This is a genomic window from Marinibacterium profundimaris (genome assembly GCF_002210095.1).
Classification (GTDB): Bacteria; Pseudomonadota; Alphaproteobacteria; order Rhodobacterales; family Rhodobacteraceae; genus Marinibacterium; species Marinibacterium profundimaris.
In genome coordinates, this window is sequence record NZ_AQQR01000006.1 from 214,610 (window position 1) to 231,856 (window position 17,247).

At 67.4% G+C, this 17,247-nt stretch carries 13 protein-coding genes; 10 read left to right on the forward strand and 3 right to left on the reverse strand.

Features of this window, described 5'->3' with window-relative positions; all coding sequences use genetic code 11:
* Nucleotides 1–35 precede the first annotated feature (35 nt).
* Complete coding sequence (locus tag ATO3_RS16255) at nucleotides 36–1,772, reverse strand: serine protease (protein WP_088650932.1); 1,737 nt, start codon at nucleotides 1,770–1,772, stop codon at nucleotides 36–38.
* 188 nt (nucleotides 1,773–1,960) lie between these two features.
* Between ATO3_RS16255 and ATO3_RS16260 the strand changes: the two genes are divergently transcribed.
* The 10 genes from ATO3_RS16260 to ATO3_RS16305 all read left to right on the forward strand — a co-directional run bounded on the left by ATO3_RS16260 (nucleotide 1,961) and on the right by ATO3_RS16305 (nucleotide 14,552).
* Complete coding sequence (locus ATO3_RS16260; protein ID WP_088650994.1) at nucleotides 1,961–2,899, forward strand: glycine--tRNA ligase subunit alpha; 939 nt, start codon at nucleotides 1,961–1,963, stop codon at nucleotides 2,897–2,899.
* On the forward strand, nucleotides 2,899–3,438 hold the full coding sequence (locus tag ATO3_RS16265; protein ID WP_088650933.1) for a DUF6446 family protein: 540 nt from the start codon (nucleotides 2,899–2,901) through the stop codon (nucleotides 3,436–3,438). Before ATO3_RS16260 ends, ATO3_RS16265 begins: the two co-directional genes overlap by 1 nt.
* 130 nt (nucleotides 3,439–3,568) lie before the next feature.
* Nucleotides 3,569–4,438: a DUF1206 domain-containing protein gene (locus ATO3_RS16270; protein WP_088650934.1), complete on the forward strand. Its 870-nt coding sequence runs from the start codon at nucleotides 3,569–3,571 to the stop codon at nucleotides 4,436–4,438.
* A gap of 209 nt (nucleotides 4,439–4,647) precedes the next feature.
* Nucleotides 4,648–6,906, forward strand: coding sequence for a glycine--tRNA ligase subunit beta (gene glyS / locus ATO3_RS16275; protein WP_088650935.1), 2,259 nt, complete (start codon nucleotides 4,648–4,650; stop codon nucleotides 6,904–6,906).
* 75 nt (nucleotides 6,907–6,981) lie between these two features.
* The gene (locus ATO3_RS16280) at nucleotides 6,982–9,537 is read left to right on the forward strand and encodes a putative PEP-binding protein (protein WP_332888703.1); all 2,556 of its coding nucleotides are present in this window, start codon (nucleotides 6,982–6,984) and stop codon (nucleotides 9,535–9,537) included.
* Between the two features lie 264 nt (nucleotides 9,538–9,801).
* The gene (locus tag ATO3_RS16285) at nucleotides 9,802–10,392 is read left to right on the forward strand and encodes a cell wall hydrolase (protein ID WP_088650937.1); all 591 of its coding nucleotides are present in this window, start codon (nucleotides 9,802–9,804) and stop codon (nucleotides 10,390–10,392) included.
* A 139-nt stretch (nucleotides 10,393–10,531) separates the two neighbouring features.
* Nucleotides 10,532–11,461 carry a dihydroneopterin aldolase gene (locus ATO3_RS16290; protein ID WP_088650938.1) on the forward strand — a complete coding sequence of 310 codons (930 nt, stop codon included), beginning with the start codon at nucleotides 10,532–10,534 and terminating at the stop codon, nucleotides 11,459–11,461.
* Nucleotides 11,458–12,468, forward strand: a complete 1,011-nt coding sequence (gene folP / locus ATO3_RS16295) for a dihydropteroate synthase (RefSeq protein WP_088650939.1) — start codon at nucleotides 11,458–11,460, stop codon at nucleotides 12,466–12,468. Before ATO3_RS16290 ends, folP begins: the two co-directional genes overlap by 4 nt.
* Nucleotides 12,469–12,564: 96 nt before the next feature.
* A complete protein-coding gene (gene glmM, locus ATO3_RS16300) occupies nucleotides 12,565–13,914 on the forward strand; it encodes a phosphoglucosamine mutase (protein WP_088650940.1) in 1,350 nt (449 codons plus the stop codon).
* A 125-nt stretch (nucleotides 13,915–14,039) separates the two neighbouring features.
* Nucleotides 14,040–14,552, forward strand: coding sequence for a hypothetical protein (locus ATO3_RS16305; RefSeq protein ID WP_233152181.1), 513 nt, complete (start codon nucleotides 14,040–14,042; stop codon nucleotides 14,550–14,552).
* A gap of 79 nt (nucleotides 14,553–14,631) precedes the next feature.
* Here the strand turns inward: ATO3_RS16305 and ATO3_RS16310 are convergent, their stop codons facing one another.
* Together ATO3_RS16310 and ilvC are read right to left on the reverse strand one after the other, a co-directional pair.
* Nucleotides 14,632–15,930: an MFS transporter gene (locus ATO3_RS16310; RefSeq protein WP_088650941.1), complete on the reverse strand. Its 1,299-nt coding sequence runs from the start codon at nucleotides 15,928–15,930 to the stop codon at nucleotides 14,632–14,634.
* 241 nt (nucleotides 15,931–16,171) lie between these two features.
* A complete protein-coding gene (ilvC, locus tag ATO3_RS16315; RefSeq protein ID WP_088650942.1) occupies nucleotides 16,172–17,194 on the reverse strand; it encodes a ketol-acid reductoisomerase in 1,023 nt (340 codons plus the stop codon).
* Between the last annotated feature and the right edge of the window lie 53 nt (nucleotides 17,195–17,247).

The window sequence follows — 17,247 nt, forward strand, 5'->3', positions numbered from 1 at the left end:
GCCCCGGTGGCGGGGCCCCGCAAGCGGTCAGGACATCAGTCCCAGCAGCTTACCAGCACGGTCATGCCTTCGGCCATGCGCATCAGGTCGTGCGGGGCAACGCTTTGCGAGGAGCTGCCGCCCGAAGCGCCGACACCGGCCTGGTTCAGAATCGCGGCGATGGCCTCGGCCTTGGCGGCAAAGCGCACGTCATCGGGCAGCTGCTGCGCGCCGGTCCGTTCCGGCAACAGCATGCCCAAGACCGAACCGCCGGCGTCGAAGACCGGGCCGCCCGCGTCGCCCGGCCGGGCGGCAAGGGCAAGGCGGGTCAGCCCGGGTTCTCCGCCCAGGCCCCGGGTGTCGGACAGGGTGCCGAAGGTCAGCGTGGGCGCGCCGAGGGCGCCGCCGAAGGAGTAACCCGCGACCGCAATCTCGGATTGCAGACGGGGCATGAGGTCGGACAGGCGGGCCACCTCCATCGGGGCCAGCGCGTCGCGCGGGCGCAGAACCGCCACGCCCAGCGTCTCGTCCATTGCCGCGACCTGCGCCTCGTAATCGTCGTCCAGCGTCACGCGGCTGCAGCCCTGTACGGTGGCGGCGCTGGTCACCACGGCGCCTGCGCGGTCCACGAAGAAGCCCGAGCCCACAGCCTTCGGCTTGCGCACCCGCAGGCCCGAGACGAGGTCGACGTTCTGTTCCTGCTCGGCGCCGGCCAGCGGGTCGAGCGTGCCGGGCAGGCGGGTGAAGCTGGCCTTCATCTCCTCCAGCACCCGGGCGCGGCGGCGTTCGTCCCCGGCGGGCCAGACCAGGATGAAGCCCTTGATCTCGCCGTCATTCAGGCTCGCCTCGACATGGGTGACGATGCGGTCATTGCGGCCCTCGATGGTGAAGCCCTGGCGGCCGCGTTCGCGCGGCCCGTCGAGCGGAACGATCGCGAGGGTCTGGAGGATGTCGTAGAGACCGAAGAGGTTGGCGCCGTCGCCGGGCTGGCTGATCAGCAGCACGCGGATGTTGTCGGCGGTGGTCGGGTCGTAATGGGCAAAGGGCGACTGGTATTCCGAGAAACGCACGGCGGCCATCGGCATCTGCATGGCGATGCCGGCGCGGGTGTCGCTGTGGCGGGTCATCCCGACCGAGGTCAGCGGTTCGTTGTATTGCTCCATCAGCGCGGCGCGCTGGCGGGTGGTCAGCACGCCGGTCTGTTCATAGCCCGTCGCGGCCTGCCAGTCGCCCATCGAGCGGCGGGTGCCGGCGCCGAAGGCCCCGTCGATCCCGGCGTTGTAATAGCCGGCCCATTGCAGGGCGCGCTGCAGGTCGCGGCGTTCCTCGGCGCTCAGCAGCCGCTCCGAGGCGCGGGCCTCGGACGGGGTTTCGTCGGCCTGGGCGACCGGAGTGCCGGGGGCAGGGGCCACGGGCTCGGCCGGGGCGGTCACGGCGGCGGTGCCGTTGTCCAGCAGGTTGGAGCCCAGCGGGTAGAACTGCCGCCCGTAGGTGGAGGTGGCGGTGATGTAGCTGTCGCGCGGGATCTTGCCCTCGGCCCGGTAGACGCGCAGCACCTGCTGGGCGTCCTCGGGGGCATAGGGGCCCAGGGCGATGCCATACCACGACCCGCCAAGCGAGAAGCCGTTCACATCCGGCATCTCGGCGGCGTAGCGGCGGGCGCGTTCCTGGGCGACGGTCAGGCTGGGGTGCGCCTCGATCTGGACCCATACGGTGTCGGGCCCGGTCTGTGCCGTGGCCCCCCGCAGGGTGATCACGATCGCAACGACGATCCAGGAAACCAGTTTCTTCATGCTCGGTCCTCGGTTTTCCCGCGCCTTGGCGCGGGAGGTTGGCCTGATGGCCTTGGCTTGGGTACAATCGGCGCGATCTGACCATGAATTGTACCCCCGCGACAAGTTCCCCGGGGCTGCGCGGCCCCGTTGACCCGGTCCGCCGTGGCGCCTATGCAATGCCCGCCGATCCAGCCCGGAAAGACATGATGCCCGACACAGCCACAGCCCCGCGTTCGTTCCAGGAGATCATCCTGCGCCTGCAGACCTACTGGGCCTCGAAAGGCTGCGCCGTGCTGCAGCCCTACGACATGGAGGTCGGCGCCGGCACGTTCCACCCGGCGACCACGCTGCGTTCGCTGGGCTCCACGCCCTGGGCCGCGGCCTATGTGCAGCCCTCGCGCCGTCCGACCGACGGCCGCTATGGCGAGAACCCGAACCGGCTGCAGCATTATTACCAGTTCCAGGTGCTCATCAAACCGAGCCCGCCGGACCTGCAGGATCTTTACCTGGGCTCGCTGCAGGCGATCGGGATCGACATGGACCTGCACGACATCCGCTTTGTCGAGGACGACTGGGAAAGCCCGACGCTGGGCGCCTGGGGCCTGGGCTGGGAGGTCTGGTGCGACGGGATGGAAGTCTCGCAATTCACGTATTTCCAGCAGGTCGGCGGCCACGACTGTCGCCCCGTCTCGGGCGAGCTGACCTACGGGCTGGAAAGGCTGGCGATGTACGTGCTGGGGATCGAGCACGTGATGGAGATGCCGTTCAACGACCCGCAGACGCCGATCCCGCTCACGTATGGAGATATCTTCCGCCAGACCGAGGAAGAATATTCGCGCTGGAACTTCGACGTGGCCGACACCGAGGTGCTGCTGCGCCATTTCGAGGAGGCGGAGGCGGAATGCGCCCGCATCCTCGATCATCCGTACCAGGATCCCAAGACAGGCAAGCGCATCATCATGGCGCATCCGGCCTATGACCAGTGCATCAAGGCCAGCCACATCTTCAACCTGCTGGATGCGCGCGGCGTGATCTCGGTCACCGAGCGGCAGTCGTATATCGGCCGGGTGCGGGCGCTGGCGAAGATCTGCGCCGATGCCTTCGTGCAGACGGATGCCGGCGGCGGCACGCCCGAGGCGGCCTGATGAACGGCAAGATCCTCGCGGGGTTCATCGTGATCTCGGCGCTGCTGACCGGGATCGGGATCTACTATTTCCAGATCTACGGCTATTATTCCGAGGTCGAGGCCACCGGCACCGATGACGTGCGCCTGACCTCGCGGGTCACGGGCACGCCCGAGGGCATCGCCTATGACGGGTTCGAGGCGATCGACGGGTCGTCCTCGCCGATCCGCTACCGGGCCTGTTTCACCACCACCGCCAGCCTCGACCAGCTGAGCGAGACCTACGAGATGGTCGAAGAGGCCACGCCGCGCAACGCGCCCGGCTGGTTCGAGTGTTTCGATGCCGCCGCCATCGGCGCCGAGCTGGAGGCCGGCACCGCGCTGGCCTTCATGGGCGAGGAAAACATCGAATACGGGGTCGACCGGATCGTCGCGGTCACCGAAGACGGGCGCGGCTATGTCTGGCACGACCTGAACAATTGCGGCGAAAAGGCCTATGACGGGACTGTCGTGGGCGATGAATGCCCGCCGCGTCCGGGCGATCAGGGCGCAGCCGACTAAGCCCGGCCTGCCGCGCCCTGCCGGAGAACCGGGGGCAGCCTCGGCGTCCCCGCATTCGCAGTCTTTTCACTTTTCCGGGAACCCGGCGTGGGCCGGGCGCGCTTCTCTTCCAACCAAGAGGAGATCCGCAATGGCCGAAAGAGCCCCCGCCTGGGTTGTACCCGTCATGCGTGCCGGCTACGGCGCACGCGCTGCCACCTATCTGATTGTCGGCGTGCTCGCCTTTCTGGCCGCCTGGCAGGGCGGGCAGGCCGAGGGCACCACAGACGCCATTGAACAGCTCAGGGGCTACGCCTGGGGCCTTGCGGCGATGTGGGCCATCGCACTGGGTCTGATCGCCTATGCGGCATGGCGGTTCATCGACGCCTGGATGGATCTTGAGGATTACGGCAGCAACGCCAAGGGGATCTTTGCCCGTGGCGGCCTGATCGTGACGGGCGCCGTCCACGCCGCCCTGGGTGTCTCGGTCGCGGCCTCGGCCATCGGCATCGGCGGTGGCGGCGGCGGTGAGGGCGGCGGCGCGCAGAGCCTGACGCAGAAGGTGATGGCGCTGCCCTATGGTCCGCTGCTCGTCGGGCTCATCGGTGTCGGCACTCTCGGGGCCGGGGGGTATTACATCTACAAGGGCTATGCCGAGAAATACAAGGAAGACATCCGCGAGACCCCGACCACGCGCCGGCTGGATCCCGTGATGAAAGCGGGCTTTGTCGCCGAGGGCATCGTCGTCGGCATCATCGGCGCCCTGATCGTCTTTGCCGCCCTGACAACGGATCCCAGCGAGGCCGGCGGTGTCGGACAAGCGCTGCAGGAGATCCGCTCGGTGGCGTTCGGGCGCATTCTGCTGGGGGCGATCGGCCTTGGGCTGGTGGGGTTTGCCGTCGAGAACCTCGTCGAGGCGATTTATCGCATCATCCCGCGCCGTGCCGGCGATGACGTGATGTCGATGGCCCACCGCGCCAAGCTGAAGGCCGAGGGCAAGCTGCACGAGGCCACTGCCTGAAACGGCGGCCCATGGCGAACCAGACAACGACCGATCCGGCGGGGCCCTCCTCCGGATCGGTCCAACAGTGAAGCCGGGGTGCGCCCCGGCTTTTGCCGCTCATGGGGACTTCCGTCCCGCCGACGCGGCCGCGCGCCCTTATCCGCTTGCTGCCATCGCCCCGGGCCGGTAATCACGCCCCGACCACGCGGCAAGGGAAGACGAACGCGATGCCCGACCTCCTGATCGAACTCTTCTCCGAGGAAATCCCCGCCCGCATGCAGGCGCGTGCGGCGGAAGAGCTGAAGAAACGCGTGACCGATGGCGTCGTCGAGGCCGGCCTGACCTACGCCGGCGCTGCCGCCTACGTGACGCCCCGGCGTCTAACGCTGACGGTCAGCGGGCTGACCGCCGAGAGCCCCACGCTGCGCGAGGAACGCAAGGGCCCCAAGGTCGGCGCGCCCGACAAGGCGGTCGAGGGCTTCTTGCGCGGCGCCGGCATCACCCGCGATCAGCTGGAAGAGCGCGACACGCCCAAGGGCGCCGTCTATTTCGCAACGATCGAGAAACCCGGCCGCACGGCGGAGGTCATCGTCGCCGAGGTAATGGAAGACACGATCCGCAACTTCCCCTGGCCGAAATCCATGCGCTGGGGCGCGGGCACGCTGCGCTGGGTGCGGCCGCTGCATTCGATCCTGTGCATCCTGTCCGACGAGGCCGGGGCGCGCGTTGTCGACATGGAAGTCGAGGGCATCCGCGCGGGCGATACGACCGAAGGCCACCGCTTTCTGGCGCCGGGGCGGTTTTCCGTCACCTCCTTCGAGGATTACGAGGCGCAGCTGAAGCGCCGGTCGGTCATCCTGAACGCCGAGGAACGGGCCGAAACGATCTGGCACGACGCCACCAACATGGCCTTTGCCAACGGGCTGGAGGTCATCGAGGACAAGGGGTTGCTGGCCGAAGTTGCAGGCCTGGTCGAATTCCCCGTGGTGCTGATGGGCGAGATCGGCGAGGATTTCCTCGATCTGCCGCCGGAAGTGCTGCAGACCTCGATGAAAGAACACCAGAAATTCTTCTCGGTCCGCAATCCGCGGTCGGGGCGGATCGAACGTTTTGTCACCGTGGCCAACCGGACCACGGCGGATCATGGCGCGACGATCCTGGCCGGCAACCAGAAGGTTCTGTCGGCGCGGCTGTCGGATGCGAAATTCTTCTGGGAGAACGATTTGCGCGTCGCGAAGGAGGACATCACCTCCTGGACGCAGGCGCTTGAGAACGTGACCTTCCACAACAAGATGGGCAGCCAGGGCGACCGCGTGCGCCGCATCGCCTCGCTGGCGGCCGAGCTGGCGCCGGTCGCGGGCGCCGAAGCGGACGTCGCGAGGGAGGCGGCGGAACTGGCCAAGGCGGATCTCTCGTCCGAGATGGTCTATGAATTCCCCGAGCTGCAGGGGCTTATGGGCCGCTATTACATCGCCGCCGCAGGACGCAGCGAGGCGGTCGCGGCCGCGGCAGAAGAGCATTATTCTCCCCTTGGCCCCTCGGACGACGTGCCCACCGCGCCGGTCTCTGTCACGGTGGCACTGGCCGACAAGCTGGACATGCTCACCGGGTTCTGGGCGATCGACGAAAAACCCACCGGTTCCAAGGACCCCTTCGCCCTGCGTCGCGCAGCACTTGGGGTGATCCGGCTGATCCTGGAAAACGACCTGCGGCTGCCGCTGCGCGAGGCCAATGCGCGGGCCTTCTTCCCCCATGCGCTTCGCCGCGACAGCGCCAGCGACGAGACTCTGGCCGAAAAGCGTGCCGAATATGCCGGGATCACCGGCACCTCTGCCGAAGAGTTGGCAGAGCTGTCGGGCGAGGCGATGGTCTCGATGATCGCGCAGCGCGGGCTTTTCGGGACGCTCTGGGACACGATCAGCGACCGGAATTCGTCCTTCCACGAGGATGCCGCCACGCTCGAGGACCTGCTGGGCTTCATCCACGACCGCCTGAAGGTGGTGCTGCGCGACGAGGGCATCCGCCACGACATCATCGACGCCTGTATCGCGATGCCGGGCTCGGACGACCTGACGCTTCTGGTCAAACGCGCGCGGGCGCTGGACGTGATCCTGAAGACCGAGGATGGCGAGAACCTGCTGCAGGGTTTCAAGCGTGCCAACAACATCCTCACCCAGGCCGAGGAGAAGGACGGGGTCGAATATTCCTTCGGCGCCGACCCGCGCTTTGCCGACGATCCAGCGGAAACCGCGCTGTTTTCGGCGCTGGATGCGGCCGAGGCTGCGATCAAGCCGGCGCTGGAGGCCGAGGATTTTGCCGCCGCCATGTCCGCCATGGCGGCCCTGCGCGCCCCGGTCGATGCCTTTTTCGAGGCGGTTCAGGTGAATACCGACAACCAGACCGTGCGCCGCAACCGTCTGAACCTGCTCAGCCGGATCCGCACCGTGTGCATCTCTGTGGCGGATCTCACGCGTATCGAGAGCTGATCGGGCGTCCCGACCAATGGCGCCCTTGCGCGAGACGCGCGGGGGCGTATCTTGCCTGCCGAAGTGGATTCCGCAGTGCAGAATAATCCCGACACCACCCTTGTCACGCCCGACGCCCCGATCAAGATCCAGACCCACGGCGGGCGGGCCAAGTGCCTTCAGCGGCTGGTCCGGCTGGATCTGCCGGTGCCGCGCACGCTTGCCCTGTCGTTTTCGGCCGTGCATCGCATCGCCCAGGGGCATCTGCCCGACATCGACCGCATCGTCGGCGTCTTCGACGCCAACCTGCTGCTCTGCGTGCGGCCCTCGTCCGAGGATCCCGACTGGGGGGGGCCCGGCGCCATCCTGAACATCGGCATGAACGCCACCCGCCATGCCGCGCTGTGCAAGCGGCTGGGCAAACCGGCGGCCGATGCGCTCTATGTGCGTTTCATGCAGGCCTATGCCGCCAATGTCGCCCGGCTGGACCCGGATGTCTTCGACGAGGTCGACCCCAACCAGGAAGGCGCGCTGGAGAAATTCCACGACGCTTATGAACAGGAGGCGGACGAGCCCTTTCCGCAGGATCCGGGCCAACAGCTGGCCGCCGTGCTGAAATCCATGGCCCGCGCCTGGGAGGGTACCTCGGCCCGGCTGCTGCGCCAGGCCAAGGGCGCGCCGGCGGATGCCGGGCTGGGCCTTGTCGTGCAGGAGATGATCCCGGGGCTGGGGCAGGGCGAATGCGGCTCGGGCGTGCTGCAGCTGATCGATCCGGTGACGGGCGCGCCGCAGGTCACGGGGCGCTACCTGAGCCAGAGCCAGGGCCGCGATGCGCTGGGGGCGGGGCGCCAGTCGATCTACCTGCAGAAGGATCCGCGCGGGCCATCGCTTGAAGATCTGGCGCCGGCCGCCTTTGCCGCGTTGCAGGAGGATGCCGCGCTGATGCGCGTGCGCCTGCGCGAAGAGATGCAGGTCGAATTCGTGATCGAGAACGGGCGGGTGCATATCCTGGACGGTGTCCGGGTGCCTCGGTCTTCGCGGGCGGCGGTGCGGATCGCCGTGCAGCTGGCGCTGGACGGGATCATCACACGGCAGGAGGCGGTGATGCGCGTGGAGCCCCGCGCGCTGAACGAATTGCTGCACCGCCAGGTGGATCCGCGCGCGACGCGCGACGTGATCGGCACCGGCATCGCCGCAAGCCCCGGCGCCGCCACGGGCCGCGCCGTGTTCACTGGGGCCGAGGCGCAGGCCAGTGCCGCGCGGCGCGAGCCCTGCGTGCTGATCCGGCGCGAAACCGTGCCGGAAGACGTGCGCGGCATGCATGCCGCCGCCGCCGTGCTGACCGAGAAGGGCGGGATGACCAGCCATGCGGCGGTGATAGGCCGTGGCCTGGGCCTGCCCTGTATCGTCGGCGCTTCCGGTGTCCGCTTCAACATGTCGCGCGAACAGCTGGTCACGCCCGATGGCCGCGTCTTTCGCACCGGCGACATCATCACGATCGACGGCACCTCGGGCCAGATCCTGGCGGGCGAGCCGGAAATGCTGGAGCCGGCGCTGGACGAGGCGTTCCAGACGCTGATGTCCTGGGCCGACGAGGCGCGCGACATCGGCATCCGCGCCAATGCCGACACGCCCGAAGACGCCCAGACCGCGCGCAATTTCGACGCCCAGGGCATCGGCCTTTGCCGGACCGAACACATGTTCTTCGAGCCCGCGCGACTTCTGGTCATGCGCGAGATGATCTTTGCCGAAACCTCGGCCGACCGCGCCTCGGTGCTTGAACGGCTCCTGCCCATGCAGCGCGCCGATTTCATCCAGCTCTTCCGCATCATGGAAGGCCAGCCGGTCTGTATCCGCCTGTTCGACCCGCCGCTGCACGAATTCCTGCCGACCACGCGCACGGGCCAGCGGGACCTTGCCGAGGCGCTGGATATTCCGCTGTCGGACGTGGTCCGCCGGGCCGAGGAGATGAGCGAGTACAACCCGATGCTGGGCATGCGCGGGGTGCGTCTTGGCGTCACTGTACCTGAAATCTATGACATGCAGGCGCGCGCCATTTTCGAGGCCACGATCGAGGCCAGCCGCGAGGGTGCGCCGGTCGAGCCCGAGATCATGATCCCGCTGGTCAGCGCCCGCCGCGAGGTCGAGTTGGTCAAGTCGCGCATCGATGCGGTGGCCGCCGCCGTGCGGGCCGAGAAGGGGCGCGACTTCGTCTACCAGCTGGGTGTCATGGTCGAGACACCGCGCGCCGCGCTGCGCGCCGGCGAGATCGCGCAGCATGTCTCGTTCCTCAGTTTCGGCACCAACGACCTGACCCAGATGACCTATGGCCTGTCGCGCGACGATGCCGGGCGCTTCATGTCGGCCTATGTGCAGAAGGGCGTCTTTCCCGAAGATCCGTTCCACGTTCTGGATATCGATGGTGTGGGCGAATTGCTGAAACTGGGCGCCGAACGGGGGCGCGCGGCGCACCCGGGCGTCACGCTTGGAATCTGCGGTGAGCACGGGGGGAATCCCGAATCGATTTCCTTCTGCCGCGAGGCCGGATTCGACTATGTCTCCTGCTCGCCGTTCCGGGTTCCGGTGGCCCGCCTGGCGGCCGCCCAACTGGCAATTTCGCACCAGATTGGCCAGAAAACCGTCGCAAAATAACATCATCTAGACGTCAACCCGCAAGGCCGTTTTTTGGTAAAACCGGCGGATAGTTTCTCATTTCGCCATGAATTTGGGCGAAACTGGACGTATCCGAACCTTTCGGTTATGTGTCCCGGGGTTTCCGCCATGGGGGTGGGGAAACACGCTGCCAAGTTTGCAAGATACGAGGTCACCATGTTGAGAGCCGTTCGCGTGCTCGCATGCATCCTGGGTTTGAGCCCAGTCGTCGCCTTTGCGGCCGATGCTGAATTGAAAGCCCTGATGAACCAGGAGCGCACCCGCCTCATGGCGCTGCCCACGGGCCATGTCGCCGGGCTGGTCTCCGCTCCTGGCGGCGGAGCTGCAACCGCCAAGGGCCGCGCCGCGCGCAACGGATTGTCCGACGTTCAGTCCGTCGAATTCTCGCGCAACTGGGTCGATGCGCTGCCCGAAGCCGACGGCGGCAAGGACTGGGCCTGCCTGTCCGAGGCGCTGTATTTCGAGGCCCGCGGCGAGACCGTGAAGGGCCAGTTCGCGGTGGCCGAGGTGATCCTGAACCGCGTCGAGAGCGGCCGCTTTCCGAACAGCGTCTGCGGCGTCATCCACCAGGGCACGGGCAAGCGCTACCAATGCCAGTTCACCTATACCTGCGATGGCCGGGCCGAGCATATCGCCGAACCCGCCGCCTATGACCGGGTCGCCAAGGTCGCGCGGCTGATCCTCGACGGCAAGAGCCAGGCGCTGACCGATGGCGCAACGCATTATCACACGACAAACGTGAATCCGCGCTGGGCGCGCGTCTACAAGCGCACCGCGAAGATCGGCGTTCACCTGTTCTACCGCGACAACTACCGGACCGCCGACAACAGCTGAGGCTGGGCGTGGCGCCGCGAGGAAACCGCCGGCCGGCTGGAATTTGCCGGTCAGCGCTTCCCCCGAAGGGGCGTCCCTGTTAACTGATCTCAACCCGCGCCGGGGCCCGGCGCGGGTCTCGCTTTACCTGCAGGATCGCATGAGCTCAGACATCCATCTCGCCTTCGCCTCGCTTGCGGAACGCGCAGCGGCCTCTGCCACGGACGGCCCGGCCGACCGGATTTCGGTCCGCGACCATGTTGTCGAGGTCGAGATCGGCGCCTTTCAGGCCGAACGCGGCGCCACCCAGAGGGTGCGCTTCAACGTGGTGGTCGAAGTCGAACCGGTCACCGTTGCCGTGGATGACGACGTGGATCGCATCCTGTCCTACGACCGCATCACCGAGGCAATCGACGAGAGCCTCGCCGAAGAGCGGCTGAACCTTCTCGAAACCCTGGCCGAACGGGTGGCCGAACGGGTGCTGGCCGCGCCGCGCGCCGCCCGGGTCTTTGTCCGGATCGAAAAGCTCGACCGCGGGCCCGGCGCCCTGGGCGTCGAGATCGTGCGCGACCGCAGCTGGCATCCGGGCGAGGCGCGGGCCGAGGGGCGGCCGCAACCGCGGCTGGTCTACCTCTCGGACGCTGCCATCGCCGCGCCGCACCTGCCGCACTGGATCGACACGCTGCAGGCGCAGGGGCGGCCGGTGATCTTCTGCGTCGGCGCGGGCGCGGGGCCGGTGCCGCAGACCGGTCACCGCATGACCCAGCGCCGGATCGACCTGCTGGCGATCGAACAATCCGCCTGGCGGCTCGCCGCGCGCGATGACCGCTGCGTCGTCGTCTCGACCCGGACAGAGCTCGACTGGGCCATGCGCCACGGCCAGATCTGCGTCTGGGCGCCGTCCAAGATTGTGCTGGACACGGTGAACGGACCGCCTGTCGCGGCCGGGGACACGGTGGCGCTGGCCGTCTGGTTCGCCGAGCTGGTCGAGGCCGAGGACCTTCTGGTGGTCGCGGCCGACCTGCCCGAGGGCGAAGACGCCGGCGTCCGCCTGCACGCCATGTCGGCCGAGGAACGCGATATTCCATGACAGACCTACTGTACCGGCCGATCGTCCGGGCCGACGGGCCCCGGTCCGAGGATGCCTTGCCCCTTGCCGGGGGGCCTTTCTGGTTCTCCGAAGCGCTCTGTCTGCCGCGCCACGGTGCGCCAAGCCGCATCGCGGCCCGGGACCTGCCCGAGGCGACGCGCGACCGCCTCTCCGGGCCCCGCGCGCCCGTGGCCGGGCTGACGATGGATCGGCCCCAGATCATGGGCATCCTGAACGTCACACCTGACAGTTTCTCGGACGGCGGGGCGCATTTCGACCCCACAACTGCCATCTCGACGGTAGGAGCGATGCTGGAGGCCGGCGCCACGCTGATCGACATCGGCGGGGAGTCCACGCGGCCCGGCGCGGTGCTGGTCCCGGCCGAGGAAGAGGCCGCGCGGATCCTGCCCGTGATCGAAGGATTGCAACAGGTTACAGGCGCCGTGATCTCTGTCGACACCCGAAAGGCCGCCGTGGCGCGGCCGGCGCTGGCGGCCGGGGCGCACCTGATCAACGATGTCTCGGGCTTTGCCTTCGATCCCGATCTCGCGCCGCTCTGCGCCGAGACGGGCGTGCCGGTCTGTGTCATGCACAGCCAGGGCGATCCGGAAACGATGCAGAACAATCCCAGCTATGACAGCGTCTTGCACGATGTCTTTGACGCGCTGGACGAACGGATCCGCCTGCTGGAAGCCGCCGGTATCCCGCGGTCGCGCATCATCGCCGATCCGGGGATCGGCTTCGGCAAGACGCTGGAGCACAACGTGGCGCTGTTGCGCGATATCTCGGTCTTTCACGGGCTGGGCTGCGCCATCCTTCTGGGCGTGTCGCGCAAGGGCTTCATCGGCCGGATTGGCAAGGAACCGCGTGCCGATGCGCGGGCGCCGGGCTCGATCGCCGTTGGGCTTGCCGCATTGGGCCAGGGTGTGCACATTCTCAGGGTACATGACGTGGCCGAGACGGCCCAGGCGGTGCGGCTCTGGCAGGCCGTCCAACACCCCGCCTGATCCCGTCGGAGAACCGCGAAAACAGCAGGCCGGGCGCCGGAACCCTCCGCGCCGGGCGTGCATAACGGGCGACAGACCAAGGGGCGCAGGAGCAGCATGCGGAAGCTATTCGGAACCGATGGCGTGCGGGGCACGGCGAATACCCACCCGATGACGGCGGAAATGGCGCTGAAGATCGGCGCGGCCGTGGGCCATTACTTTGGCCGCGACGCCCACGGGGTGCACCGGGTGGTGATCGGCAAGGACACGCGGCTGTCCGGCTACATGCTGGAAAACGCGTTGACGGCGGGGCTGACCTCGACCGGCATGTCCGTGCTGCTGATGGGTCCGGTGCCGACCCCGGCGGTGGGGCTGCTGACGCGGTCGATGCGCGCCGACCTGGGCGTGATGATCTCGGCCAGCCACAATCCGGCCGAGGACAACGGCATCAAGTTCTTCGGCCCCGACGGGTTCAAGCTGTCGGACCAGGTGGAAAGCGAGATCGAGGCGCTGATCGAAAGCGGCGTGGACCTTGCGCCCGCCGGCCAGATCGGCCGCGCCAAGCGGATCGACGACGCGCGCTTCCGCTATGGCGAACGGATCAAGGCCTCGCTCCCCCGGCAGATCCGGCTGGACGGGCTGAAAGTGGTGGTCGATTGCGCCAACGGCGCCGCCTACCGCGCCGCGCCCGAGATCCTGTGGGAACTGGGCGCCGACGTGGTGCCGGTGGGAACCTCGCCCAATGGGTACAACATCAACGACGGCTGCGGGTCGACCAACCCGCGCGTGGCGGCCGAGGCCGTCGTCGCGCATGGCGCCGACCTCGGGATCTGCCTTGACGGCGATGCCGACCGGGTGATCCTGATCGACGAGGCCGGGACCGTGGCCGACGGCGACCAGATCATGGCCCTGTTCGCCAGCCGCTGGGCGGCCGAGGACCGGCTGGCCAAGGACACGCTGGTGGCGACGGTCATGTCGAACCTCGGGCTGGAGCATTTCCTGCAGGGCCACGGGCTGAGCCTGGAGCGCACCAAGGTCGGCGACCGCTACGTGGTCGAGCGGATGCGCGAGGGCGGCTTCAACCTGGGCGGCGAGCAATCGGGCCATATCGTGATGAGCGATTTCGGCACCACCGGCGACGGGCTGATGGCCGGGCTGAACTTCGTGGCCGAGATGATCCGCTCGGGCGAGCCGGCCAGCGCGCTGGCGCGGCAGTTCGAACGGGTGCCCCAGCTGCTGAAGAACGTCCGCTACGACGCCGGGCAGGAGCCGCTGAGCGCCGCGCCGGTGAAGGCCGCGATTGCCGAGGCCGAGGCCTCGCTGAACGGCTCGGGCCGGCTGCTGATCCGCAAGTCGGGGACCGAACCGCTGATCCGCGTGATGGCCGAATGTACCGACGAGGCGCTGCTGGGCCAGGTCGTCGACGGGATCGTGGCCGAGATCGAATCCGCCCGCGTTCCGGCCTGACCCTGCACTTCGGACAGGCCGGCCTGTCCGTCCGGATTAACCCTTTGTTCATGTTCACCGCTGGGCGTGCCGTCGGTCTGCTAGGATTCGCGTGATTCACATGCGAGTTCTGGGAGATCCGGCGAATGCCCCGGCGAATGATCCTGTTTTTGGCCATGGTTGTGGCGCTTCTGGTCCTGGGCGTTCCGCTGTTCGCGGGCGGCCTGAAGGTGGAGCTGATGGAGCCCTGGAACGGCCGGCGCATCCCCGAGGGCCAGCAATGCCGGCTGTTCGGCGGCGACGGATGGACGCCGCCGATGCAGGTCGGGAACATCCCGCCCGGCACGGTCTGGATCGTCGCGCATTTCAACAACAAGTCCTACAAGCCGCTCTCGCGCGAGGGCGGGCTGGGCCAGATCGCCTGGCCGGCGAAATGGCCGGTGACCTATCTTTACCCGATCCCGGGCATGGCCGGCCTGCCGAAGTGGGGCGCCTTCGTGGTGCGCCCGGCGCGCACGCTGGAAGGCTATGCCTCGCCCGGTTACCTGCCGCCCTGTTCCGGCGGACAGCGGCACAAGTACAGCGTCGATATCATGGCCGTGGACGAGAACGGCGAGGTTCTGGCCCGGCGGCGCAACGTGAAGCTGGGCAAATACTAGGGCGCGAGAGACCCGCAGAATAAAGGCGGCCCGGTGCGGGGCCGCCTTTGCTGTTTCAGGGATCCGTCGCGGACCGGTGTCAGACCTTGTCGCGGCCCATGGCCAGGATGCAGGCCATGGTGATGGCGGCGGCGGCAAGCATGTAATAGCCCACGTGCGCCATGCCATAGGTCGCCTGCAGCCAGGTCGCGATATAGGGCGCCAGCGAGGCGCCGAAGATGCCGGCGAAGTTGAAGGTCAGCGAGGACCCGGTATAGCGCACCTCGGTCGGGAAGGGGGCGGCCAGGGCCGCGCCGATCACGCCATAGGTCAGGCCCATCAGGAACATGCCCAGCGTGACGAAGGTATAGATCCCGCCGATCCCGCCTTGCAGCAGCGGCGACAGGCTGAACGAGAACAGGCCGATCAGCGCCGTGAGCACGATCAGGAAACCATAGCGCCCGACCCGGTCGGCCACGCGGCCGGCGATCACGATCGCGATGGCGAAGATCACCGAGCCGTAGATCTGGATGCGCAGCGCCTCGAGGAAGGGGATCTCGATCACCTTCACATTGTAGGACAAGAGCCAGGCCGAGCAGATGTAGAACAGCACGAAGGTGACCAGCGCCACGAAGGTGCCAAGCGCCAGGCTGCGCTTGTGATGGCGGAAGATCTCGGCTGCGGGGACCTTGACGCGTTCCTTCTTGGTGACGGTCCTGGCGAATTCCGGGGTCTCCGAGATCGACAGCCGGACCCAGAGGCCAAGGCCGATCAGCACGATGGACACCAGGAACGGCAGGCGCCAGCCCCAGGTCAGCAGCGCGTCCTGGTCGATGAAATGCAGCAGGATCCAGAAGACGCCCGACGACAGGAACAGGCCCACGGGCGCGCCCAGCTGCGGGAACATGCCGTACCAGGACCGCTTGCCCGGAGGCGCGTTTTCCGTGGCCAGCAGCACCGCGCCACCCCATTCACCGCCCAGGCCAAAGCCCTGGCCGAACCGGCAGAGCGCCAGCAGCAGCGGAGCGAAGACGCCGATTTGCGCATGCGTCGGCAGCAGGCCGATGATGACGGTCGACACGCCCATGGTCAGCAGCGCCGCGACCAGCGTCGCCTTGCGGCCGATCCGGTCTCCGAAATGGCCGAAGACCAGCGCGCCCAGGGGCCGCGCGAAGAAGGCGATCGAGAAGGTGGCGAAGGAAGCCAGCAGGGCCGTCATCGGATCGGCGCCGGGGAAGAACAGCGTCGGAAAGACCAGAACGGCGGCGGTGGCGTAGATGTAGAAATCGTAGAATTCGATCGTCGTGCCGATCAGGCTGGCGAGCAGGACGCGGTGCGGCTTGTTCAGGGGCCGGTGGGCCGCCGCGGCGGGGTCGAGTGTGGAGGAGGCATCGGTCATGGGAGAGTTCGGGTAATTTTCTTTCGTGATTGCGCCCATAGTTGCGCGGAGTGTTGCGTGGGGTTCGGTATGCCTTTGCCATTCCGGTGGAAAGGTCCGGTTGGGGCCTGATTGACGGGGTTGCGGAATGTGCATGGCTGGACGCTTGAACGCAAACGAGCGGCCCCGGGGGCCGCTCGTCCTACCTGGTGTCACCATCTCCCCGGCGCGGGGCCGGGGCGTGGTGCCTGTCCGGATCGGATCAGTTCTTGGCCTTGTCGACCATCTTGCCGGCCGAGATCCACGGCATCATGCCGCGCAGGGTCTCGCCCACAGCTTCGATCTGGTGCGCGTCGTTGTTGCGGCGGGTCGCCTTGAACGACGGCTGGCCGACGGCGCATTCCTGCATCCAGTCGCGCACGAAGCGCCCCTGCTGGATGTCGTCCAGAACGGCTTTCATGCGTGCCTTGGTCTCGTCGTAGGGCAGGATGCGCGGGCCCGAGACGTATTCGCCGTATTCCGCGGTGTTCGAGATCGAGTAGTTCATGTTCGCGATGCCGCCTTCGTAGATCAGGTCTACGATCAGCTTCACCTCGTGCAGGCACTCGAAATAGGCCATTTCCGGCGCGTAGCCGGCTTCGACCAGAGTTTCGAAACCCATGCGGATCAGCTCGACCAGGCCACCGCAAAGAACCGCCTGCTCGCCGAAGAGGTCGGTTTCGCATTCTTCCTGGAAGTCGGTTTCGATGATGCCCGAGCGGCCGCCGCCGATGGCAGAGCAATAGGACAGGCCGATTTCCAGCGCCTTGCCCGACGCGTCGTTGTTGACGGCCACGAGGCAGGGCACGCCGCCGCCCTTGACGTATTCGCCGCGCACGGTGTGGCCGGGGCCCTTGGGCGCCATCATGATGACGTCGACGCCGGGCTTGGGTTCGATCAGGCCGAAATGCACGTTCAGGCCGTGAGCGAAGGCGATCGCGGCGCCGTCCTTCAGGTTGTCATGCACGTATTTCTTGTAGGTCTCGGCCTGAAGTTCATCGGGCATGGTGAACATGATCAGGTCGCACCAGGCGGCCGCCTCGGCGATGCCCATGACCTGCAGGCCTTCGCCTTCGGCCTTCGCGGCCGAGGCCGAGCCTTCGCGCAGGGCGACGACGATGTTCTTGGCGCCAGAGTCGCGCAGGTTCAGCGCATGGGCATGCCCCTGGGAGCCGTAGCCCAGGATGGCGACCTTCTTGTCCTTGATCAGGTTGATGTCGCAATCGCGGTCATAATAAACGCGCATCTTCGTATCTCCTTCCGGTCTTGTTGTTATGGCGCGGTTCTACCAACCGCCGT

Bases quoted from the DNA above. Each gene is read 5' to 3' on its own strand.
- ATO3_RS16255 (WP_088650932.1), bottom strand. From the start codon at position 1,772: ATGAAGAAACTGGTTTCCTGGATCGTCGTTGCGATCGTGATCACCCTG.
- ATO3_RS16265 (WP_088650933.1), top strand. From the start codon at position 2,899: ATGAACGGCAAGATCCTCGCGGGGTTCATCGTGATCTCGGCGCTGCTG.
- ilvC (WP_088650942.1), bottom strand. From the start codon at position 17,194: ATGCGCGTTTATTATGACCGCGATTGCGACATCAACCTGATCAAGGAC.
- glyS (WP_088650935.1), top strand. From the start codon at position 4,648: ATGCCCGACCTCCTGATCGAACTCTTCTCCGAGGAAATCCCCGCCCGC.
- glmM (WP_088650940.1), top strand. From the start codon at position 12,565: ATGCGGAAGCTATTCGGAACCGATGGCGTGCGGGGCACGGCGAATACC.
- ATO3_RS16270 (WP_088650934.1), top strand. From the start codon at position 3,569: ATGGCCGAAAGAGCCCCCGCCTGGGTTGTACCCGTCATGCGTGCCGGC.
- ATO3_RS16305 (WP_233152181.1), top strand. From the start codon at position 14,040: ATGCCCCGGCGAATGATCCTGTTTTTGGCCATGGTTGTGGCGCTTCTG.
- ATO3_RS16260 (WP_088650994.1), top strand. From the start codon at position 1,961: ATGCCCGACACAGCCACAGCCCCGCGTTCGTTCCAGGAGATCATCCTG.
- ATO3_RS16285 (WP_088650937.1), top strand. From the start codon at position 9,802: ATGAACCAGGAGCGCACCCGCCTCATGGCGCTGCCCACGGGCCATGTC.
- folP (WP_088650939.1), top strand. From the start codon at position 11,458: ATGACAGACCTACTGTACCGGCCGATCGTCCGGGCCGACGGGCCCCGG.
- ATO3_RS16310 (WP_088650941.1), bottom strand. From the start codon at position 15,930: ATGACCGATGCCTCCTCCACACTCGACCCCGCCGCGGCGGCCCACCGG.
- ATO3_RS16290 (WP_088650938.1), top strand. From the start codon at position 10,532: ATGAGCTCAGACATCCATCTCGCCTTCGCCTCGCTTGCGGAACGCGCA.